Origin of the sequence: Hwangdonia lutea, from assembly GCF_032814565.1 — a bacterium.
Lineage (GTDB): Bacteria > Bacteroidota > Bacteroidia > Flavobacteriales > Flavobacteriaceae > Hwangdonia > Hwangdonia lutea.
Window position 1 is genome coordinate 592984 of record NZ_CP136521.1, and the last position, 25103, is coordinate 618086.

Annotated in this window: 12 protein-coding genes; 4 read left to right on the forward strand and 8 right to left on the reverse strand. The window is 36.6% G+C overall.

Features of this window, described 5'->3' with window-relative positions; translation table 11 throughout:
- Positions 1-68: 68 nt before the first annotated feature.
- Genes lacZ through RNZ46_RS02575 form a run of 3 tightly spaced genes read right to left on the reverse strand, consistent with a single transcriptional unit; the run spans position 69 to position 8271 of the window.
- Entirely contained in the window at positions 69-3215 is a 3147-nt protein-coding gene (lacZ, locus tag RNZ46_RS02565) for a beta-galactosidase, LacZ type (protein ID WP_316983828.1), read from the reverse strand.
- A 10-nt stretch (positions 3216-3225) separates the two neighbouring features.
- A complete protein-coding gene (locus tag RNZ46_RS02570; RefSeq protein WP_316983829.1) occupies positions 3226-6252 on the reverse strand; it encodes an aminotransferase class III-fold pyridoxal phosphate-dependent enzyme in 3027 nt (1008 codons plus the stop codon).
- The gene (locus RNZ46_RS02575; protein ID WP_316983830.1) at positions 6253-8271 is read right to left on the reverse strand and encodes an MGH1-like glycoside hydrolase domain-containing protein; all 2019 of its coding nucleotides are present in this window, start codon (positions 8269-8271) and stop codon (positions 6253-6255) included.
- A gap of 208 nt (positions 8272-8479) precedes the next feature.
- Here RNZ46_RS02575 and RNZ46_RS02580 point away from each other — a divergent pair, with 208 nt between their 5' ends.
- From RNZ46_RS02580 to RNZ46_RS02595, 4 genes are all read left to right on the forward strand, one after another.
- Positions 8480-10174: a tetratricopeptide repeat protein gene (locus RNZ46_RS02580; RefSeq protein WP_316983831.1), complete on the forward strand. Its 1695-nt coding sequence runs from the start codon at positions 8480-8482 to the stop codon at positions 10172-10174.
- A gap of 249 nt (positions 10175-10423) precedes the next feature.
- Complete coding sequence (locus RNZ46_RS02585) at positions 10424-13501, forward strand: SusC/RagA family TonB-linked outer membrane protein (RefSeq protein ID WP_316983832.1); 3078 nt, start codon at positions 10424-10426, stop codon at positions 13499-13501.
- 16 nt (positions 13502-13517) lie between these two features.
- Positions 13518-15038, forward strand: coding sequence for a RagB/SusD family nutrient uptake outer membrane protein (locus tag RNZ46_RS02590; protein ID WP_316983833.1), 1521 nt, complete (start codon positions 13518-13520; stop codon positions 15036-15038).
- Between the two features lie 107 nt (positions 15039-15145).
- Entirely contained in the window at positions 15146-18469 is a 3324-nt protein-coding gene (locus tag RNZ46_RS02595) for a VCBS repeat-containing protein (protein ID WP_316983834.1), read from the forward strand.
- Positions 18470-18856: 387 nt separating this feature from the next.
- Here the strand turns inward: RNZ46_RS02595 and RNZ46_RS02600 are convergent, their stop codons facing one another.
- Genes RNZ46_RS02600 through RNZ46_RS02620 form a run of 5 tightly spaced genes read right to left on the reverse strand, consistent with a single transcriptional unit; the run spans position 18857 to position 25103 of the window.
- Complete coding sequence (locus RNZ46_RS02600; protein ID WP_316983835.1) at positions 18857-19282, reverse strand: heavy-metal-associated domain-containing protein; 426 nt, start codon at positions 19280-19282, stop codon at positions 18857-18859.
- 25 nt (positions 19283-19307) lie between these two features.
- Entirely contained in the window at positions 19308-21080 is a 1773-nt protein-coding gene (locus RNZ46_RS02605) for an efflux RND transporter periplasmic adaptor subunit (protein ID WP_316983836.1), read from the reverse strand.
- Positions 21081-21119: 39 nt separating this feature from the next.
- A complete protein-coding gene (locus RNZ46_RS02610) occupies positions 21120-21611 on the reverse strand; it encodes a DUF305 domain-containing protein (RefSeq protein WP_316983837.1) in 492 nt (163 codons plus the stop codon).
- Positions 21612-21632: 21 nt separating this feature from the next.
- Entirely contained in the window at positions 21633-22334 is a 702-nt protein-coding gene (locus RNZ46_RS02615) for a PepSY domain-containing protein (protein ID WP_316983838.1), read from the reverse strand.
- A gap of 51 nt (positions 22335-22385) precedes the next feature.
- Positions 22386-25103: a heavy metal translocating P-type ATPase gene (locus RNZ46_RS02620; protein WP_316983839.1), complete on the reverse strand. Its 2718-nt coding sequence runs from the start codon at positions 25101-25103 to the stop codon at positions 22386-22388.

The following is a 25103-nucleotide window of genomic DNA, read 5'->3' on the forward strand; positions in this document are numbered from 1 at the left end:
CCAATAAATTGAGTAAATCCGTTTAACGCACGTCCAAAATACATGTTCCTTTAAAAACAAATCATCAGCTATTTTGTAACGACCTCTGGCATGATGTTAAATGAATAGACATAAGTTTTATTAGCAGGAATCGTATATTCCGGATGCACTAAACGTCCCCACGACGTATCGCCACCAACACCCATTTGCAAGACATCAATATTCCATTGAATAGTTTCGCCGAATTTAATATCTGCTCCATGTTTTGTGGTTACCGGAACCAAGCCCGAAGCTGATTCGCTCGCATCTCCGCTTTTAAAATCGATTTCGGGCATAGCAAAAGGCCACACACTTGTATTTAATAAAGCACGGCTCGACACCTTCAAGGACAGGTTCTTTGATGACACTTTAACCCAGCGTACATCGGTTTTATTGCCTGTTTCTTGTGGACGCAAATAGCGCTCAAATTGGTTGGTTGTCTTTCCTGAGTAAATTCCCGTTTTAACACCAGTTTTTCTATCCCAATAACTTTCCGTTGGTCCTTTACCGTACCAAGACACATCGGTAAAATCCTTTGGTAGCGTCATGTACATGCCCAACCGAGGAATATTTGGGAGTTGTTTTTGATTTGGCGAAAAACGATAAATTACGTTTAACCGTCCGTCCTGTTTTATGGTGTATTTTACTTCTACATTTGCCTCATTATTTGGCAATACATAGTGGACTTTATATGTTGTACCATCCTTTGATGTTTTAGGTTTTTCTACCAATTTAGGCTTATAAACATAGGTTGCATCTTGCCAAATTTTAGCCCATTTATGCATATTGTTTCCCAAATCGTTATCGGTGGGTGGGCGCCAGAAATTTGGTCGGATAGCCTCATTCGTTATTAGTTGCCTTAGGTGTTTCCACGATTCAACTTCACCTGTTTCAGCATTTATCTTAAAATCAACGATATTGTTTTTTATGTTTATTGTTCCGTTGGCTTCAGTTATACCCAAATTATTTCCTTTTGAAGAAGGCAGGTTCGCAGGTTTTCCTTTTTGAAGCAAGAATTCATTCCAAGCCACTTCATGCCCCTTTTCAACTAAATTTCGGTTTTCATTTTGAATTAAACTTACTTGTAAAATATATTCACTGTCTGAAGAAAAAGATTTTGGAAGGTCACTTAATTTAAGTTTTAGTGTATTTTGAGGTTCCACATTAACAACTGTAATGTTTTCATTTTTAAAGACTTCTTTTCCGTCTTTTAAAAGTTTCCAAGTGATGGTTTTATCCGAAAAATCACTAAAAAAGTTTTTGTTTTCTATTTCGATAACACCGCTGCCTAAATAATAAAATTGTGCGGGCTGATACACTTTTTTCACCTCGGTTAAATGAGGATGTGGATTTCTGTATGGATCAACCAACCCATTGTTTAAAAAATTTCCATCGGTTGGCAAATCGGGATGATAATCGTGCCCATACGCCAAATACGGTTCGCCATTTTCATATTTATACTCCAAAGCTTGATCTACCCAATCCCAAATAAAACCTCCTTGAAGGTTGGGGTAAGTTTCAATAATATCCCAATAATCTTGCAGGTTACCAACCGAATTCCCCATGGCGTGTGCATACTCAATCATGATGGAAGGTTTGTTGGAATCAGACTTTCCGTGGTTTATTAAATACTCCGGTTTCGGGTACATGGGGCAGTAAAGATCGGTGTAATCTTCCTTTCCAGCAGGCTCGTATTGCACGATGCGATTATCGTCATGTGCTTTTAACCACTTGTAAGTGGTTCTAAAAACCTCGCCTTTTCCTGCCTCGTTGCCCAAAGACCACGAATAGATTGAAGCGTGATTTCTGTCGCGATAAAACATACGTTTGGTGCGCATTTCATGTGCCGGCAACCAACTCATTTCGTTACCAATTTGGGTGTTTTCCTTTATGGCCAATGGGTGACTTTCAATATTGGCTTCGTTTACAACATACAAGCCGTATTTATCGCATAGCTCCAACCAATATGGGTCGTTGGGGTAATGTGATGAGCGCACTGCATTAATGTTGTTTTGCTTCATTAATTGAATATCTTTTTCCATAGATTTCCGAGAAATAACATGCCCCGTAAAAGGGTCGGTTTCATGCCTATTAACACCTCTAATGTAAATCGCTTTGCCGTTAATTAAAACTTGGGCGTTTTTTATTTCTACGCTTTTAAAGCCTATATGTCTTGTGATATATTGATTGTTTTTTGTATTGGCTTCATCTTCTAAAGCTATTTTAAGGGTGTATAAGTTTGGTTGTTCTGCAGACCATTTTTTAACATTTTCAATGTTGCTTTCTGAAGAAAATTGAATACTTTCATTGGCAGGAATTTCAAGCACTTTAGAGTCTGTGTGCTTTATATTTTGTCCGTCAAGGATTTCAATCGTTATTTTTCTTTTTACATCTTCTTCAGAATGATTAACAATTGAAACCGTATTTTTAAAAATACCATGGGTATAATCTTCATCTAAATTTGTGTAAGCGTGATAATCTGAAACCGATACTTTAGGCTGTGTGTACAAATACACATCGCGCTCAATACCGCTCATGCGCAACATATCTTGACTTTCCAAATAGCTGGCATCGCTCCAACGGAACATTTGTAAAGCCAACAGGTTTTTACCTGCTTTTAAATATTTGGTAATATTAAATTCGGCAGGTGTCTTACTGCCTTGGGAATAGCCAACATATTCACCGTTTACATAAACGTACATGGCAGATTTAGCACCTGCAAAGTGCAGGATAACATCTTCTGATAAAAATGAAGCGTTTAAATTTATTTCTTTTCTGTAGGTTCCCACCGGATTGTACTCTGTTGGGGCATCTGGCCATGTGGTGGTAAAGGGATAGCGTTCGTCTAAATAAATAGGATGGCCGTAACCCTCCACTTCCCAATTGGCTGGTACCGTAATGGTGTTCCAATCGGCATCATTGAAATCTATATTTTGAAATGTTGTTGGTCTTTTTTTAGGGTCTTTTACCCAATTAAATTTCCATGGTCCATTTAAGTTTAAAAATCGTTTTGATTTTTGATTGACTGTAATATCTGCCGATTCAAAACCGAAAAAAGTGGCTCTAGGCACCAGTTTATTATCTTCAAATACTGTATGATTATTATGAAATTTTTGTTCTGAAACCTCTAACAATGGTGCTTTTGTACAACCTAGCGCAGCACAAACAATGATAATACTTAATCGTTTAAATCTCATTCGTATATTTTTAAAATTGCATAAAATCTTCTGCAAATATTTTTCTTAAATAAAAGATTAATTCCTCAGCGTTCTCTTTTGTAAAAACCATGGGAGGTTTAATTTTTAGCACATTGTGATCTGGTCCATCGGTACTCATTAAAATACCGTGGTCTTTCATTCTGTTAGCTAAATAATCGGTTTGTGCTGCCAAAGGATTCATATTTGAATCAACAAGTTCAATCCCCAAAAACAACCCTAGTCCGCGTACATCTCCAATAATAGGAAACTCTCGAGCTAACATATTCAGTTCTTCTTTTAAATATGTCCCGATATTTAAAGCGTTTTCCTGTAATTTCTCTCGCTTTACGGTTCGTAAAACCTCGGTTGCAATGGCACAAGAAACGGGGTTGCCACCAAACGTATTGAAGTACTCCATACCGTTGGCGAATTTTTCAGCCACCTCGGGCGTACAGGCCACTGCTGCAACGGGGTGTCCATTGCCTAAGGGTTTGCCAATAGTTACAATATCCGGAACAACGTTGTGCAATTGAAATCCCCAAAATGTTTTTCCCATTCTGCCACACCCCACTTGCACTTCATCTGAAATACAAAGTCCGCCTGCTGCCCTAACATGTTTGTAAGCTTTGGCCAAAAACCCTTGGGGTAATTCTATTTGACCGCCACAACTTATTATGGGTTCAATAATAAAGGCAGCGACACCTCTTCCTTTTTTATGAACAATATCGATTTGCTTTTTAACCTCTTCGGCGTATTTTTCGGCACTATGCTTACCTCTATATTTTCCTCTAAAAGCATCTGGCAACGGGAAAACATGGGTATGTTCTGGTGCGCCGCTCCCACCCTTTCCATCAAACTTATAAGAGCTTATATCAATACACATATTGGTGTTTCCGTGATAACCCACCTCGGAAGCAATGACATCGCGTTCACCCGTATAAGCTTTTACCATTCGAATGGCTAATTCGTTGGCCTCACTACCAGAATTCACAAAATGAAGCACGCTAAGTTCCGGTGGTAATGTTTCAATCAATTCTTTTGCTAAATCATTAATATTGTCGTGTAAATAGCGTGAATTGGTATTGATTAACGCCATTTGTTCTTGTCCGGCTTTTACCACTTCGTATTTTTCATGCCCCACATGCGCTACATTATTTACCGTATCTAAATATTTACGCCCGAATTGATCCACTAAATATTGGCCCGCACCACGCACCGTTTTAATTGGCACTTTATATTGAAGGCTTAAACTTTTGCCTAAATGTTGTTTTCGGTAAGAGATTAAATCGTCGTTTGAAGTCTCCATTTGATTTTGAAGCGTTTCAGATTTGAACAGTAAATTTGGATTTGGACAAATGCTTTTCCAAACCTCAATTTGGTTAAAATAGGCTACTCCGGGAAAATCGCTTATATAATCCAAAAGTGAAAGCATCAGTTGAAAATGAAGATGTGCCACCCAGTTTCCGTTTTCTTCCGCATTTCCCAATGCTCCAATTTTTTCACCTTTTTTAATTATATCACCTGCTTTGTTTTTAGTAGCACTAGCAACCGACAAATGCCCATATAGCGTGTAAAATTCTAATTTTTCTGCCTTGTGTTTTAAAACAACCAATCCGCCATATTCCTTTTCTCCCGAATCATCCACAGCCAATACCACTTCGCCATCAAACAAGGCGTGAACAGCCGTATGTTCCGGAAGCCAAAAATCAACACCCAAATGAATTGTTCTGCTTTCCTTACCATAATTCCCTATTTTATCATAGGTATTTGAGGTGTACAACGGCCGTGGCTCCAAATAGCCACCAGCAATAATTTTATGAGGATTTTTCTTTTGTAGTTGATTGATTTTAAACTGAAATACATCTAAATCACTAAAGTCTTTTTGGTGCCCCACCCATTTGCTGGATACACTTAAATCTAATTCAAGCACCTCATTTTTATCAATGTATGGAAACAAATCCGTTAACTTATAATCTTGTTTTGATGCCCATATTTTAAAATCGTCTTCGTTGGGATGTGCGTCCCGTCCACAAACATTTCTAAAACTGAAATAAGCAAAGTCTGCGCTAATATTTCGCCATTTTTTAAGAACTTCCCAAGCCGGTTTTTCGCTGATTAAAAGGTATTTGTTATTGGGTTCTTCAATTTTATTAATGGCCGATTTGGTGACCGAAATTACCAATCGCATCGCAATCGCATTATACAAGTGCATCAACTCTTTTTCTTGTAAAGCGAAAGTAGAATGATAGCCTTTTACAATGGGTAAGGCCGCCTCCAACGGATCGTTATGATGCATTATGGCATAAGCACAAGCAATGGCAACATCGTTAATTATTTGGGTATGTATGGCATCGCCGTAATCAATCGCGGCTTGAACTTTAGGTTGTATCAAATCTGAAGAAACAATCACATTATTGTCGTTAGCGTCATTATGAACAACACCTTTTCTTAATTTTGAATAAGACGCTTCATGTTTTTGAAATGAATTTTGAAAATATTGAACAATTTCTTTTTCTTCATTTTTAAACAAATTTACATGGGCTTTTGTCCAAAGTGATTGTGCGACATCCCATTCAAATTGGCGATGTGCTTCGGGGTGCTCAAAGCCTTGTAAAGCTTTGGTTAACCGCCCGCATTGTTCGCCTAAACTAAAGCGTAAATCGTTTAATTGCGGATTTACAGCGCTCCAAACCCTGCCAGAAATCCAGCTTAACAAGCGCACTTTACGCTTATTTCCAAAATCGTCTGTAATTTCAGAAATAGCCTTCCCATCGCTATCGCATATCACTTTTGGCGTAATGAGATTTTGCCCGTTTTCTTCAACAAACTGCAATAATTTTTGTTGAAAATCGAGGTAATCTACATTTTCGTTGGGTCGTGATATTTTTAAAATATAGCCTTCTGAATTATCAACTTTAATTCTAAAATTAAAATCGACTTCACCAGGTAACACCGACGCTTTCCCTTGGATTTGAAACAGTTTGAAGAGTATATCTTCGGCTTGTTGATTTGATATTTTTAAAGTATCGTAGTTCATTTAATCGTTTTGTAATAACATGATTAGGTGGGCGGCACTCCAACTAAAATTTTGGGCATTTAAGCCTTCTCCCGTTAATGGGTGATAATTTTCGCGAATGGATTGTCCTTTTCCTAAAATGCCTTCAGCACCTTTAATAATTTGAATTGTAGCTTGGTCTGCCTCGGCATGAAACCCATAATTTCGCAAACCCTTTACACCAAAATAAGCCTGATCCAACCAATTCGGGCCTCGCCAATAACCTTCTAATGGGTCGAATCTTTCATGGTCTGCACTCATGGTTTGAAAAGGTACTTTTGTATAAAATTTTTCAGGATTCATCATTTTGTTTTTTACGGCATTGGCTTGTTCTTGTGTTGCGGCGTTTGCCCAAAGGGCGGTCCAACCTTCGCTACCTTCACCTTTAATAAAAGTGGTGCCTTCTAAATTCGTATCGTAAAACCAACCGTCTTCTTTATCATAAAATTGTTGTTGGATTTTGTCTTTTAAAAGTTTGGCTTCTTCTTTATATTTTTTAGTGTCATCTAAATTATGTATCACTTTAGCCAATTGGCTTAAATATAGTTTTTCAGCATACAAATATGCGTTTAAATCGACACTTTCTTGGTTTAGGGAATAAGCGCCTTCGCTATTTTTTAGAATTTTAGCATCATCGAAACGAATGGCATTGTCCATACCGCTTTCCCATTTGGCGGCAATTAAAGTACCATCTGTTGAGCCGTATTCACACAATCCATCTTGGTCGTGATCGCGTTTATTGTACCACCAATTGTGATACAGTTTTAACTTTGGATAAAATGCTTTTACGAATCCAATGTCCTTGTCTTTTTCATAAATTTTAGCAACTGCCCATGCCGCTAGTGGCGGTTTTGTGTCGCGATAATTATGCGCTTCTATTGTGGTGTCGCGAAAAATACAGTCCACAATAAAGCCATCTTCCTTCTGAAAATCGAACATCGCCCACATTTGGTTTTTTGCGACCTCGTTATTATAATACGACAAACCAACGGCGTGTTTCCACGAATCCCATGCCCAAAAGCCATTAAACCATTTGTAATGATAACTGGGAAATAAGCCTTCGTGCTTAATTTCACCAGCAGGAATGCGCCAATTGTTTTGTAAAGTTAAATGGGCTTTGGCTAAAACCTCGCCATATTTATCAGCTTCAAATTGCGGTTTTCTATTTTCAATAATAGATTTTAGCTGCTTGTTTTTTTCTTGTTTTCGAGCATTTAAAACGGAGTCGAAATTGATGTTTTGAATTTGTTTTTTTTCTTCTTCCCAAGAATATTCAGGAAAAATAAAGGTGTGCGAAACTACAATTTCTTTGGTTTCGTTGGGTTTTAAATCTAAACTTACATTGGCTTTATATTCTAAGCTGTCAATCAACTGAACGCGCAGATTCTTTGGAAAAGTTAAATATCCTTTAGCATTGGTTTTTGTTGAGATAATGTTAATCGTATTATCATTTTGCGATAAAGAAATTCCAGAAATCAATATGGGTGAATGTCCCCATAAAAGTTCTAAATCGATATTTTTATCGCCTATATTCTTAATTTTGGTTTGCAATAAAGCAGTATGTCCGTTTTTAAAAACCAATTTTTCACTAACCTCAATTTTATCGCCAGAATAATTATTTTCTAAATGACTAGAATAGCTATACCCTTCTCCATTCTTTAACGATTCAAAGTTATTATCAACTTTAATCATAGCATTCATAAGTGATGTACTCAACCAAACCCCATTTTGTTGTGTCATTAAAAAAGGCCCTGAAAACCCGATAGACTCATTCGGTTCTTTATGAAACCCATATGCAAACCAAGCACCTTGATCTGAAAACATTAAACCAGATTTATCTACCGAGTCTTTTGGCGTTATGCGATAATCTAAAATATTTTTACTAAAGTTTAAAAAGCTATCACTTATGTTGGTTTTTTTTTGTTTTTTGGCATTGTTACAACCAAAATTTAATAGCAATAGCAAAACACTTATATATTTAACCACTTTATTTAAATGCATTTTAATGTAGATGTTGCTTGTTAAAAATTATCACTTTTATTGAAAATCGAAACACAACAAATTTCGATTATTTTTATTAAATAATTGAAAAATCACCTTTACTTGACCTTTCATTTTGATTTTTTTGAAAACTTTATTCATTAATAATATCGATATTTGTAAACCACGTATCTGCCAATCCTAAATATGCATTTATAAATATCGACCCATGAAAAAATTGATAAACCCCATCCTTTTTATACTCGTAATTATAAATTTTTCCGTGCAATCCCAAACCAATATTTGGGATGAAAATCCAAGCGATTCTCAAATAGAATTGGATAGTTTATTAACCATTTTACCTTTTTCAACCGGTCAAGATAAAATGCCTTTATTAAATAGAGTTGCAGAAATTTACTGGTCTATAAATCCCAACAAAACTATAGATTATGCGAATGAAGCTCTGCAATTATCTAGAGATTATAACGATAAAAAGCAGGAAGGATTGGCACTTATTAACCTTTGCCAAGGCTATCTGTTTAATGATTTTTACGACAAAGCTTTGCAACTGGGATTGCAATCATTGGAAATTAGAAAAGACCTTAAAAACGATTACGATTTGGCCTTCACACTGCGTACCCTTGGCTGGTTGTATTTCGATATTGGGTACTTTGATAAAGCGCTCGAATATCACAACGAAACTTTAAAAATACACGAAAAAATAGGTGACAAACAGCGCATTGCTTATAGCTACAACAGTATTGGATTAATTCATGAACGCAAAGGAAATTGCCATTTGGCGCTGACTTTTTTCGAGAAATCTTTGGATTTAAAAAAAGCGTTTAACAATAAAGATAGGATTGCCGAAACCATGAAAAATATGGGTGTTTGCTATCGAAAAATCAACAAGCTTGATTATGCCAAAGATTTTTTAGAGTCTGCCTTGGAAATCACCAATCAAATTAAAGACGACCAAAACAAAGTCCATATTCTAAACGAACTTGCTATTGTAAATTTAAAGCTCGAAAATTTAGATAAATGCTACGCTCTTTTAAAAGAGTCGAGATTAATTATTGAAAACATAATTGACAACAAGGAGTTCATTTTGGAAAACGACAGGGTTATGTCTGAATATTATTTAGCAAGACAAAACTACAAAGAGGCGTTTAATTACTATAAAAAATATGCCGAAGGAAGCTCTGAAATTTTCTCAAGTAATAAAAGTGAGAAATTAGCGGAAATGAGAATTCTTTTCGAAGATGAACGAAGAGCTTCAGAGATTAAATTATTAGAAAAACAAAGAGACTTAGAAGCCCAAAAAAGAAAGGCAATATTAATAGGTTCTATTTTATCGGTAATCATTGCAATTCTTGTTATCGCATCACTTTACAACAATATAAAAAAGAAAAAAGCGATTTACCTTCAAAACCATAAACTATCAAAAGAAAAGCTTAGAACACAGTCTTTAATACGCGAAAACCTGGAGCATAAATTGGAATTCCGTATGAAAGAGCTCACCAATTTAGCCTTATTCATATCTCAAAGAACATCCATATACAAAGACCTTACAAAGTCTTTTAAAAGTTTAGATTTTACCGATATAAATCAATTGAAAAAAGACATTAATAAGCTTATAAAAGAATATACGTTTAAGTTTGATTTTAATGAAGATATACAAAGATTCCATACTAATGTAGAAACTTTGCAAAGTGATTTTCTTTTTAGAATTAAAAAAAAATACCCGCACTTAACCACAAAAGATGTTCAGCTAGCCGTACAAGTTAAGCTTAAATTAAGCTCAAAAGAAATAGCTAACATCAATAACATTTCTCTAAACTCTGTAGAAATAGGAAGGCACAGATTAAGAAAAAAACTAGGGTTGGAAAAAAAAGACAATCTAGTCGATTTTCTAGAAAGCATTTAATGCCCCCAAAGTCATTTTCCATTTTATCCTTAACATTTTTTAGTGCCAAACAAAGCACTTTTCCTTTTTCCATCTACTTATAGGCTCTTCACATGAATCACGCTTTAACAAAGGTTTTTAACACATTGTAAAGGTCAAGTAAAGGTGGTTTTTGAGGTTTTATTTGAAAATATCACAATATTTGAGACTACATAAACTCGTGCATAGGCATTCATGCGGAGTTCTGACTAACAAATAAACTAATCTAGTATGAAAAAAAAACAATCAAAAAACAAAAACCATGCTTTAAGTAGAATGTTTTTATTGCTTTTTGCGTTTACGGCGTTTGGCTTTACTACAAAAGCTTTTGCGCAAAGCATTGAGGTAAACGGAACCATTACCGACGGCGCAGGAATACCACTTCCTGGAGCAACGGTTACGCTTAAAAGCGACCAAAGTATCGGGACACAATCCGATTTTGAAGGCAACTATTCAATTGAAGTGCCAAACAAACAAACCGTATTGGTTTACAGCTTTTTAGGGTTTTTAACCAAAGAAATTACTGTGGGCAACCAAACCACTATTAACGTTTCGTTAGAAGAAAGTGCAGAAAGTTTAGACGAAGTCGTTTTGGTAGGCTTCGGTACTCAAAAACGTGAAGAAGTAACCGCTGCCATCACATCTGTTAATGTCGCTGAGATTCAAAAAATACCAACTGCCAATGTAGCAACCTCGTTGCAAGGTCAAGCTGCAGGCGTTAACGTGTCTACGGCTTCCGGTGCACCGGGAAGTAATCCTGTAATACGCATTAGGGGTTTGGGAACTATTGGTAATAACAATCCTTTATTTGTTATTGACGGGATACCGGGAGATTTATCATATATCAATCCTGCAGATATTGCTAATATCAGTGTGTTAAAAGATGCATCAGCAGCCACTATTTATGGCTCAAGGGCCTCAAATGGTGTTGTAATTATCACTACAAAAAGAGGACAAACGGGAGAACCTAAAGTAACCATTAACTCTTATATAAGTACACATTCTGTAAGCGACAATGTTAGTGTGGCTAATAAAAGCCAGCACGATCAAATTAAATTGGAAGCTTATAATAATGTGGGTGTTACGCCAGCACCTTACTTAACAAATGGTGCACAATATGCCGATTCGGATTGGGTTGGTGAATATATTGGTAATGCTTTTGAACAAAAACATGATATTGGAATTTCTGGTGGAACGGAAAAAATGAACTACAACTTTTCTGCGGGTTATTTTGATAATTCCGGAACGGTTATAAACACCGGTTTCGACAGATTGAATACGCGTCTTAATATGGATTTTAAACTCTTAAATGATAGGTTGAAAGTGTCTCCAGGTTTAAGTTATACCAGAGAAAACACGCGCGGTATTTTTGAACCCATTGGAGGTGGAAATGCTAGCTTTTCTCCCTTTTTAGATATTTATTCGCAATTACCACACAAAGCTATTTATGATGCGAATTCTTTAAACGGTTTTGCTACTCCTGCCAGCGGATTGGGTTCTGGCAACCCCATAGGCGAAGGCAGTATTACCGACAGAGCGGAACAAGATGATTACATGCAATTTAATATTTCTGCTACTTTAGAAATTATTGAAGGCTTAAATTATCAATTTCAATACGGTGCAAATGTTGAGAATACGCATTTTTCGTTTTTCTTGCCTACCTATAATTTCGGGCCACAGTCAACCAATGACAATCCATTATTGGATGAATCACGGTCGAGAACAAACGCGTGGACTTTAAACAACACCTTAAATTATCGTAAAAAATTTGGTAATCACGATGTGGATGTCCTATTAGGTGTATCCAGAGAAAAAAGCCATTTTAGATCGGTTGGTGGCTCAAACAACACCTTGGCTTCAGACCAATTACAGGCTTTGAGCGCCGGTATTGGCGATGAATCTGCCTATGGTTTTAATTCAACAAATACATTGCAATCTTATTTTGGGCGTATCAATTACGATTTCGGTAAAAAATACTATTTGCAAACCAGTATAAGGCGCGACGGGTCATCACGATTTGGACCAGATAATAAATATGGAACCTTTTACTCATTGTCATTAGGTTGGGCACTGCATAATGAAGATTTTTTCGAATCCGATTTATTCAGCCAAGTAAAACCTAGATTTAGCTATGGTACTTTAGGAAATCAACTTATTGGCGAGCATTTGTTTTTAGCGCGAATAGGTTCTGGTGGACAGCAATTAAACTATCCTTTTGGCGAAGGTGTGAGTCAAAATGTATTGGTTGGCGCTATTGCTAATTCGTTACCTACTCCAGATATTCAATGGGAAGAAACAGCAACTACAAATATTGGTGTTGATTTAGGACTTTTAAATAATAGTATTAAAGCCACTTTCGATTATTTTATTTCTAAAACAAGCGATATGCTCGTGTCTGTGCCAATTCCAGCCTCGTCGGGAATAACATCATTTCCTTTAACAAACGGCGGAAATTTAGAAAACAAAGGTTGGGGCTTATCGCTTACTTATAACAGCGATTCTGACAAAGATTTCACTTTTGATGTTTCAGCAAATATAAGCAGCTCAAAAAATAAAGTAACTAAATTGGGTGTGGCCAATGAGTCTTTTACAGATGGCTTTATTGAGTTTAACAACTTCCCAACCACAAGAACTGAAGTTGGCGGCGAAATAGGAAGATTCTATTTATTTGAAGCCGATGGTATTTTTCAAACTCAAGCCGAAATTGATGCCCATGGTGTGCAGCCTGATGCCGTTCCCGGCGATTTAAGATTTACAGACATAAGTGGAAATGGCACTTTAGGCGATGAAGACAAACGATATATGGGAAGCGGGCTTCCAGATTTTGAATACGGATTAAATTTTAATGCCAGATATAAAAACTTTGATGCGAGCCTATTTTTTCAAGGAACGCAGGGCAACAAAATTTATAACGGTGTAAAAATGTGGTTGTACAGAACCGACAGAAACAATATGTCATCAGATTTATTGAATGCTTGGACACCTCAAAACACAGGAAGCGGCATCCCGAGAAATGCATTTGGCGACCCCAACAATAATATTCGCCCATCGAGTTATTTCTTGGAAGATGGTTCTTATCTTAGATTGAAAAACATTCAAATTGGTTACACTTTTAAAGAATCGGTAACCTCTAAACTAGCCATATCAAACGCTAGAATTTATGTAACAGCCAATAATTTGTTCACCATTACAGATTATTCGGGCTTCGACCCAGGACTTGCAAATGGAGGCACATTTACAAGAGGTGTAGACAGAGGTTTTTACCCTTTAACAAAGTCGTTTATTTTAGGCGTAAATCTTTCACTATAAATTAAAAAAAAGAACAATGAAAAATTTAAAATATATAATTATAACAATATGCTTTGTCGGTTTTTTAAATTCATGTAGCGATGATTTTATTAATGTTGACAACAAAGAAGTATTAACTGAAGAAAGTTTTTGGCAAACCGAAGACCATGCTATGCAAGCTCTAACGGCTGCTTATGGCGCCATGCAAAGTGCGAGCGGAAGTAAATGGGCCTTTTTTGAGGAAATCTACACCTCTTTGGCATACAGAGCAGACGATGTTACCAATAATACCGCCGAAACCTACGGGCGTTCTTTGGCAAGTTTTTCTAACACAACCGAAGAAAGCGGCCCATACAATGTGTGGCAAGCTAGTTATGCGGGCATTGGTCGCGCCAATCAAATATTACAACAAGTTCCTGACATGGAAGCGCTTTCTGCAGATACCAAAAAAGGACTTATTGCTGAGGCTAAATTTTTAAGAGCTTACTACTATTTTTGGCTGGTAACGGGTTTTGAAAACGTACCGCTTGTTACCACATTTAGTGGCGAATTGGAAAATTTATTTCCAAGTCAAGCAGCACCTTCCGAAGTATGGGCGCAAATAGAAACCGATTTAGGTGAAGCCGAAGCTGATTTACCAACAAGTTATCCTTCAGAATGGAAAGGTAGAGCCACACAGGGGGCTGCAAAAGCGCTTTTAGGTAAAGTCTATTTGTTTCAGGAAAAATGGGGGCAAGCTGAAACTAAATTACAAGAAGTTACGGGCATGGGCTATGCATTATTGCCAAATTATGCCGATAATTTTAACGGATTAGCCGAAAACGGCAGTGAAAGTATTTTCGAAATCCAGTTTTCTGGAGACCGTTCAAATGGGAATGACGAGCGCCAAGTTTTAAACTTTCAGGTATCGCCTTATGCCTTTGGTGGTTGGGAATTGTTTTATCCATCCCAATGGTTGGTTGACGAAATGAAAACAGATGTAAACGCTGGTGGCGATATTAGTAACAGGGTTTACGAAAGTATTTTCTTTGATGATCCAAACTCTGAAATGTACAGTAGAGATTCCGGGCAAAATGAGACTTATGCCAGTGTTGCGGCTGATTTAAACCATCCTAAATACTTTAAAAAATACGCCTTTAATGCCGATGAGAATTTCTATAACGGTACAAATATCTCGGTAATCCGATATGCCGATGTGTTACTAATGTATGCCGAAGCCCTAAATGAAAATGACAAAACAGCATTAGCCATCGATCAGGTTAACATGGTAAGACAACGTGGTGGGGCTATAGATTTGGGCGTAATGACAAAGGATGAGTTACGTATGCAAATCCGCCATCATGAACGTCCTGTGGAACTTGCTATGGAATTTGGCATACGTTGGTTCGATTTGTACCGATGGCAACGTGGTAATACGGCAACAGAATCCATTAAAACCACTTTGGAAAATCATAACAAACCCTTTGCAGAGAATTTTCAAGACAAACACATTGTGTTCCCTATTCCCTTGCAAGAAATAAATATAAACACCAATCTGAACCCAAATCCAGGGTGGTAAAATTTAAGAAAAAGAGTTAGTTGTAGATTAGTTTCTTAATTGGATACACCTAGGAATAAACTTATTTCTAGGTGTTTCTTATTTTTACATTTATCAAATTCATTTTAATGATTAAAGCGCATCAATATATAAAGTTGGTCATTGTTTTTTTAAGCATGTTTATCGTTTCGTGTAAAAAGGAATCAGATAAAAAAACTCACCAATTAGAAAATGCTAGCGTTACGTTATTTACCGAAATCAGCCCTAATGAAAGCGGCCTAAACTTTATAAACGAAATACCTGAAAGCAGCGCTATGAACAGTATGGTTTACGAGTATTTCTATAACGGTGGCGGCGTTGCAGTTGGCGATATAAATAATGATGGTTTGCCCGACATCTATTTTACATCCAACTTAAAAGACAATAAACTTTACTTAAATAAAGGTGATTTTAAGTTTGAAGACATAACGGATAAAGCCAAGGTAAAAGGTTCGTTTGGTTGGACAACAGGCGTTACCATGGTTGATATAAATGCCGATGGTTGGCTGGATATTTACGTGTGTAAATCTGGAAAAGGAAAGGCAAAAAACAGACAAAACGAATTGTTTGTAAATAATAAAAACGGCACGTTTACCGAAGCTGCCGCTACCTACGGATTAAATTTTTCGGGCTATAGCACGCAAGCGGCCTTCTTTGATTTTGATAAGGATGGCGATTTAGATATGTTTTTGCTTAATCACAATGTTACTCCAATTAACACAAATAATCCGGAAAACTACAAGACTAAAGAGGATGAATTTGTGGGCGATAAATTATACCGAAACGACTCTGGAAAATTTACAGACATTTCAAAAAGAGCTGGCATTATTGGTAATCCCTTGGGTTTTGGTTTAGGTGTATCGGTGGGCGATTTAAATCAAGATGGTTGGCCTGATATTTATGTGGCCAATGATTATATAGAACACGACTATTTATACTATAATAATGGCGATGGTACGTTTTCCGAAAGTTTAAAATCATCAATAAAGCACATCCCAAATTTTTCAATGGGCACCGATATTGCCGATTTTAATAACGATGGCCTTTTGGATATTATGTCGTTAGATATGGTTGCCGAAGACAACTACGGCATTAAAACCAGTATGAGCGGCATGAATCTCGACATATTTAATCATGCCGTTAACCATGGGTTTCATTACCAATATATGTTTAATGCCCTGCAAATGAATATTGGCAACCGCAATTTTAGCGAGATTGCACAACTCGCGGGGGTATCAAACACCGATTGGAGTTGGAGTCCCCTTTTTGCAGATTTTGATAACGATGGCTATAAGGATTTGTTCGTTTCCAACGGATTAAAAAGAGATTTCAGAAATAACGATTTTAGAAATCACAAGCTAAAACGCTTAAAGCAAGCACAGAAAAACAAAGAAAAAATGGCGCCCGTTATTGAAGAATTGGTAAGCCAGACACCGCAACGAAAAACACCTAATTATTTCTTTAAAAACAATGGCGATTTAACCTTTACTAAAGCATCAACCCATTGGGGCATTTCAAAACCCACGTTTTCAAACGGCGCTGCTTATGCCGATTTTGATAATGATGGCGATTTGGATTTAGTGGTTAATAATATTGATGAACCGGCTACCATTCTTAAAAATAATTCCAATAAAAACTACCTTCAATTTCAGTTTAAAGGAAATCCTAAAAACCCATTTGGTATTGGTGTTCGCGTTGAAGCTAAAACAAAAAACGGTACTCAGTATTTAGAAAATTATCCCACGCGGGGGTATCAATCGGCTGTTGAACCTATTTTACATTTTGGTTTAAACGATTTAAAATCTGTTGAAAGCATTAAAATTATTTGGCCAAACAATAAGGTTCAAACGCTTAAGGATATTACAGCCAATCAACGATTGACTATACATTATACTGATTCAAAACTTAAAGAAAACAGGAATGACAAATTAAACCCAACGCTTTTTAAAGACATAACTAAAGCTTCAAAAATAAAACACAAGCACATCGAAAACGATTATAACGATTTTATCAATGAAAGCCTTTTGCCTCATAAAATGTCGCAATTTGGACCAGCCGTTGCCGTTGCAGACATCAATAATGACGGTTTAGACGATTTTTTTATAGGAGGCTCAAAAGGGCATTCGGGTACCTTATACATTCAAAATAACGGTGGCGTGTTTAAAGTATCTAATGCTAAAACCTGGAAAAATGATAAAAGTTATGAAGATGTTGATGCGCATTTTTTTGATGCCGATAACGATGGCGATTTAGATTTATATGTCGTTAGCGGTGGTAACGAATGGAAGGCGAACAGCAATATGTATCAAGACCGACTGTACATTAACACTCATGGTAATTTTAAGAAAGCCAACGCGAATCTTCCTAAAATGTATTCTAGTGGAGGCTGTGTAAAACCTTTTGATTTTGATGGCGATGGTGATTTGGATTTATTTATTGGCAGCCGACTTAAAGCACAAACCTATCCGTTTTCTGGCACAAGTTATCTGTTAGAAAACACCAACGGAAAATTTAAAGATATTACGCCACAAAGAGCTTCTGAATTATCAAATATAGGTATGGTAACCGATGCTATATGGACTGATTTTGATAACGACAATCAAACCGATTTAATCGTGGTTGGCGAATGGATGGCCATCAGCTTTTTTAAAAATGAAAATGGGAATTTTATACTTCAGGAAAATATGCTTCCCAATTCAAGTGGTTGGTGGAATAGCATAAAAGGCGCCGATTTTGACAACGATGGTGACACCGATTATATAGTTGGCAACCTCGGTTTAAACTATAAATACAAAGCTTCAGTGAAAGAACCTTTTGAAGTGTTTTCAACCGATTTTGACGATAATGGTACTAACGATATTGTTTTGGGCTATTATAACAACCAAGATTTATTTCCGCTTCGCGGGCGTGAGTGCTCCTCAAATCAAATGCCATTTATAAAGAAAAAATTTCCAACCTATGACGCTTTTGGCTCTGCTAAATTAATCGATGTTTACGGAAAAGAAAAACTAGAGAAGGCTTTACATTTAAAAGCAAACACCTTTGCTTCCGTATATTTGGAAAATTTAGGTAATGGACAATTTAACATGGTTGCATTACCCCATGAAGCACAAGTATCTTCTATTAATGATATTTTAATTGATGATTTTAACAAAGATGGTTTCAAAGATATTTTGGTAGCCGGTAACATGTATCAATCTGAAATTGAAACCACAAGAAACGATGCCAGTTACGGGTTGCTGTTACTCCATAATGGTAAAAACAACTTTAAACCCATTTCTGCTTTAGAAAGCGGAATCGGCATTAAAGGTATGGTTAAAGATTTATCCATCATAAAGCAAAAAGACAGCAAATCAATCCTCGTAACTATAAATAATGACTCTATGGTAGTTTATAAATGGAACACCCCATAAAGCATTATAATCTTTAAACCAGAAATCGTTCCTCTAAAAAATTTACAGAATATTTTGGATAAAAATCAAATACCCGTTTTGAAAATAAATGACCGTATTTGTAACCAGGAGAAAAAATAAAAAACACTATCCTTTAAACATTTAGCTTTACATGCCAACTGTAAAAGCATAGTGTTTTTTTACTACCATTAACCCGTTGTGCATTTCGAATGGAAAAAATATCAATATGTCAATTCGAGTGATTTTGAGGCACGAAAAATTGTATCGTGAATCAATTTCAAGTTGAAATTCTTATTCTCGATACAAATTTTACTCATTCCAATCGTAAAATTCACTCGAATTGACAGAATTTTTTCAAAATGCACAACGGGTTACTATTATTTATTTTTAGTGCACATCTGCTTTTACCTCACCCGACTGATTCATCATCATTTCGTGATCGTATTTGCAACAATCCGGTAAGTTCTCGTAAGCTTCTAAATCGCCAGTTGCTTTCTCGGTATCATAACCAGAAGCAGCAATCGCTTTGTGAATGGCCATGGCATCTGTTTTAGTATCGTTAAAAGTAACGTCTATTTTCTTTTTATCCACATCCCAGTTAGCACTAGCTACGCCGTCAACACTATTGGCCGCTTTTTCAATGGTTTTTTTACACATCCCACAATTGCCTCTTACACCAAAAGACAGCTCAGTCATAGCCAGTTCTTTAGACACTTCGGTTGCTGTAGCTTCGGTTTCTTTTTTGGCTTCATTTTTACAACTTGTTAAACTCATTGCAGCTATTACAGCTACGCTTAAAATTACTCTGTTCATGTTTAAATATTTAATTGTTATTAATTTACTCTATTACTTGCTTTACTTCACCACAAGTTAACATGGCGTCTCCAAAATAAGGATTGAATACTTTTTCCTCCTTACTCAACCAATAGGCGCCCTTGTTATTGTCAACCATAGGGCAATATTGATGATATACTTTTTCGTTGATGCCAAATACTTCAATAGCATTGGTTAATTGTGACGAAAGGTTTTTGAAATGCGTTCGTTGATCTTCAATTTTAGATGTATTTGAAATGGATGTTGCTGCGGCCTTAATTTCTTTTTGTAAAGCCATCCAATGATTATGTGCGTTATCATCTTTAAGTAATGACATATTTACTTTAGCCAAATTCTCCTGTAATTTTTCGGCAACTGTTTTTACCTTTTTCGAATCATCTTTTACTAAAGCATCCTTTAACTGAATGTACTCGTTAAAAACAGCTTTTAATTGATTTTGAAAATCTTTGGAAACACTTATTCTTTCATTTAAATTGCTATGGTTTTTATTATCTTCAGAAGCCGATTCGTCCATTCCAAGATGTCCTTCGTGCCCAGTCATAGCTACATCGCTACCTTTATTCATCATCGATTTTTTTCCTTGCAACTGTGCGGCTGCATCAATTGTAAATGTGCCATTAGAAACAATTTCGTCACCGCTATTTAAACCTTCTAAAACCTCATAATTTTCTCCTATTTTAGTGCCTACGGTAATTTCTCGCATTTCGAAAACAGGTTGCTCCGGATTGGTTTTTAAATAGACCACAGAGCGTTTACCAGTCCATAAAACCGCTGTTGATGGCACCGTTAATACTTCTTTTTCACTGGCACGACTTCTTTTAATATGACCTGCAACAAACATTCCTGGTTTAAATAAATCTTTTTGATTATTCAATACAACGCGTAAAGCCACAGTACGTGTTTTGGTGTTTAGGCTTGGTTCTATAAAGTCTACTTTTCCCGTAAATTCTTTATGGGGATAAGCTTTTGTAGTAACCGTAACGTTTTGTCCTTTTTTAAATAAATCGATTTGATTTTCATAGACATCAAAATTGGCCCACACTGTTTTTAGGTTGGCTATTTTAAGCAATGGTTGCCCTTGTTTTACATAGTCGCCTTGCTCTACTAATTTTTCTGTTACGGTACCCGATACCGTGGCATACACAGGTACGTTTTCTTGTACTTTTCCAGAAGATTCAATTTTATTGATTTGATTTTCAGACAACTTCCACAATTTCAGTTTGTTTCGAACAGCTTTGTACAAAGCAGGTTGCGATTCCTTTAAGGAAGCGGCTGTAAGAAGTTCCTGTTGAGCAGCATACAATTCAGGTGAATAAATGGTTGCCAAAAGTTGCCCTTTACGCACTTCTTCGCCTGTAAAACTCACATTAAGGCGTTCTATCCGTCCTGAAAAATAACTCACTTGAACGGCATTAGCCTTTTCGTTTTCAACAATCTTTCCCGATAATGTAATGGTATTATCTTCAGCGGTTTCATTACCTACCACAGTGGTTTGAACGTTTGCCAATGCCATAGCATTTTCGGATAGCTTAAATTGATCGGCCAATAATCCGTCTGCACCTGCTTCTGCCGGAATTAAATCCATGCCGCAAATGGGACAATCACCTGGTTCGGGTTGCATAATTTGTGGATGCATAGAGCAGGTCCACATTTGATTGGTTTCTGCTACGGCTTCGTGATTGTGATTGGGTTCTGTATTGGATGAACCGCCAAATAGCAACCAACCTAAAAGTAAGCCAATCGCCAATGTTCCGATATAAATGATGTATTTTTTCATATTTTTTTGTTTTAAAACCTGTTAGGTTTGATAATGCTTTTACTTCTCAGATTCCAAGCGATTTATCATAGTTTTCATTTCTTCAATTTCCCTACGTTGTGCCTTAATGATGTCTTCTGCTAATTTTTTAACTTCTGGGTCTTTAATATCTGCTCGTTCACTTGTTAAAATAGCGATGGAGTGATGCGGAATCATACCTTTCATCCACAGTACATCGCCCACCGTAGATTTTTGGTCACGCACTAAACCTAAAGCACCAAGAAAGAGCACTATACTTCCTAATACAATGCCTAAATTTTTCTTTTTATTGTTATACATTTTCTTCATAAAGAAAAACATAATTAGAGCCATTGCAGAAACACCTAAACAAACCATATAAAACCTTGTTAAACTAAACCATACGTGGTCCAATTCGTAAGTATTTAAATACATGGTTATGTACATCGCAATAAATGAAAATCCTAACATTAAAAAGAATTTTGTGTAGTTTCCCAAATTGTCCTTATTCTGTTTGTGATCTTGTGAATTCATAATATTCTGGTTTTCGTGTTTTTATTTTTTTCTTAATTTTCTTACTGAAGTCGAAGACGTAAACCATAGCAAAAAACCACTTAAAACGGTGATTAACCCTAAAAGTGAAAATGCTCTTAAAACAAAGGTGTTAAAATTGTCACGCCCTTGATAATCCATAGTATGTGTCATCCATAAAAAATCAAACCAACGCCAATCTCTATGTCTTACAGTTTGAAACGCTCCGTTATTTATAGCAACATAAGCTTTGAGGTTTTCATCGGTTTTATAAGAAATCTCAAAAGCCGGTAACGGTTTACCTCTGTACTCGTGATGCGCATCTACGCTCTCAATTTTTCTTATATTTTCTACTTCTAAATCAGACAACATAAAACGCTCTGCAACTTTAATGGCTTCTTTTTCTGTAATTCCTTCTTTTTTATCACCTGTTATGGCATGATACAGATGTTCTCCATTTATCCAATAATATGGATTACTGTCAATTTCCAATAACTCTAAAGATTTTATGTTTTGCTCATTTTCTAAATGATTGGTTCCTATTAAATTATTAAACTCGGTTTGTAGTGGTTTTTCTTTTTTAAAATGATCGCCGTGTATCTCGTCGAGATTGGTCCAACTAAAATAGAGTCCACTGATCGTCCAAATCAAAAATTGAATTCCTAAAAAGAGCCCCAAATAGCGGTGTGTTTTTCTTATTTTTAGTGCTGTATGTCTATTTACCATGCTTGTTACTTGTTTAATGACTTTATGTTTTTCATTACCCTGAAGTCATACTTAAATTTTTATGGTTCTTAATCTCAAGGCATTTCCAATCACTGACACCGAGCTAAAACTCATGGCTAAGGCCGCAATCATTGGCGATAGTAACAACCCAAAAACCGGGAATAATACACCTGCTGCTACGGGTACGCCTAGTGTGTTGTAAATCATGGCGAAAAATAGATTTTGCTTGATGTTTTTCATCACGCCATGACTCAAGTTTTTAGCTTTTACAATACCGTGTAAATCCCCTTTAACCAATGTAATCATAGCACTTTCAATGGCCACATCGGTTCCTGTGCCCATTGCAATGCCCACATCACTTTTTGCTAATGCCGGTGCATCGTTTATTCCGTCTCCCGCCATGGCCACTACTTTGCCGTTTTCTTGTAGTTTTTCCACTTCTTTTAATTTGTCTTCTGGAAGCATACTGGCTTTAAAATCGGCAAGATTTAATTCGGTTGCAACTGCTTGTGCTGTATTGTGATTATCGCCTGTAAGCATGATTACATCGATGCCTTTATTTTGAAGCTGTTTAATAGCCATGGCACTTGTTTCTTTTATTTTATCGCCAATGACTACATAACCAATAACAGCTTTATCGATGGCTAAATAGGACACCGTTTTGCCTTGTTTTTGATAGGTTTTAGCTTCGTCTTCCATGTCTGCAGAAATTTCAGCTTTTGCATAATCCATCATTTCCGGATTTCCCAATGCTACGCTTTTAGCGTTTACTTTCCCTTCAACACCTTTTCCTGTTACAGCATTAAATCCTTCAGATTTTAAGACTTCCGCTTTCTGTTTTTTTCCATATTTAACGGTGGCTTCGGCCAGTGGATGTTCCGAATTGCTATTTAAAGACACGATATATTGCAGGACCTCAGCTTCGGTAAAATTAGAATCAAAGGCACCCACTTTTTCTACCGTTGGTTTGCCTTCGGTAATGGTTCCTGTTTTGTCCACAATTAGAGTATCTACTTTGTCCATTTTCTCTAAGGCTTCTGCATTTTTAATCAGTACGCCATTTTGAGCGCCTTTACCAACACCAACCATAACCGACATTGGTGTTGCCAAACCTAGCGCACACGGACAAGCAATAATTAATACCGCAATAGCATTCACAAAGGCATACACATAAACCGGTTCTGGTCCCCAAATGGCCCAAACCACAAAGGTTATTACAGAAATAAGCACCACAGCCGGCACAAAATAACCGGATACTTTATCGGCTAGATTTTGAATGGGCGCACGACTTCTACTAGCATCGTTTACCATGTGGATAATTTGAGAAAGTAAGGTATCGCTCCCCACTTTTTCGGCTTTCATCAAAAACACTTGATTCCCGTTTATGGTACCACTACTTACTTTATCACCGACCGCTTTGTTTACTGGGATTGGTTCTCCGGTAATCATGGATTCGTCGATGGTGGTTTCGCCTTCGGTTATCGAGCCATCCACAGGAATTTTATCGCCTGGTTTTACTTTCAGAATATCACCTAAAACAATCTTATCGATACTCACTTCAACATCTTCACCATCAACAATTTTAACAGCTTTATTTGGTGCTAATTTTAACAGCTCTTTTACTGCCGAATTGGTTTTACTGTGTGCTCTCGCTTCTAACAATTGCCCTAAAAGCACCAATGTTAAAATTACGGTTGCTGCTTCAAAATACACATGAACAGCACCCGATTCGGATAAGAATTGCTCCGGGAAAATATCTGGAAAAAACATACCAAATACACTAAATAACCACGCCACACCGGCACCAATGCCAATAAGGGTAAACATGTTTAAATTCCAGGTTTTGATACTTTTATAGGCACGCTCAAAGAACATCCAAGTGGCATAAAACACCACAGGAATAGATAATACAAACTGAATCCAATTCCAGTTTTTTTGATGCATTAGCTCAAATAATGGATTGTTGGTCAGCATTTCACTCATAGCGATGATAAAAATGGGTATCGTGAATATAGATGCTATCCAGAATTTCTTCAACAGCTTTTTATAGGTTTTCTCTTCTGAAGACAAATCTGGTTCCATAGGGACTAAATCCATGCCACAAATGGGGCAAGCCCCCGCTTCATCTTTTACTACTTCGGGATGCATTGGGCAGGTCCATTGCTCAGAATGGGCAGTTGACAAGTTTTGCTCTTCTACCAAATCCATACCACAAACAGGGCAATCGCCAGCTTGGTCGTAGGTTTTATCGCCTTCGCAATGCATGGGGCAGTAAAAGGTTCCTGTGCCTTTACCTTTAGGTTTTTCAGCCTTAGTTTCGTGTTTTGGTTTTTCTCCGTGTTTATGAATGCTATAAGTGTCACTGTCGTTTTTTAAAGCCTTTTGAAATGTTTCAATAGGAATATGTGATGCCATTTCAATGGTAGCTTCTGCTTTTTCTAAATTGACTGTAGCTTTTGAAACCCCTTCAACTTTTGAAAGTATGTCTTCAACATGACTTCGACAACCATTACAGGTCATGCCATGTATGTGATATACATGTACCATCTCACCTTTCTTTAACTTATGAATTGAATAGTTATCACCATCATTCTTCAACGCCTTTTGAAGTGTTTCAATAGGAATATGCGATGCCATTTCAATGGTAGCTTCTGCTTTTTCTAAATTTACAGTTGCTTTTGAAACACCTTCCACTTTTGAAAGTATGTCTTCAACATGACTGCGACAACCGTTGCAGGTCATTCCGTGTATATGGTATGTGTGTGTCAT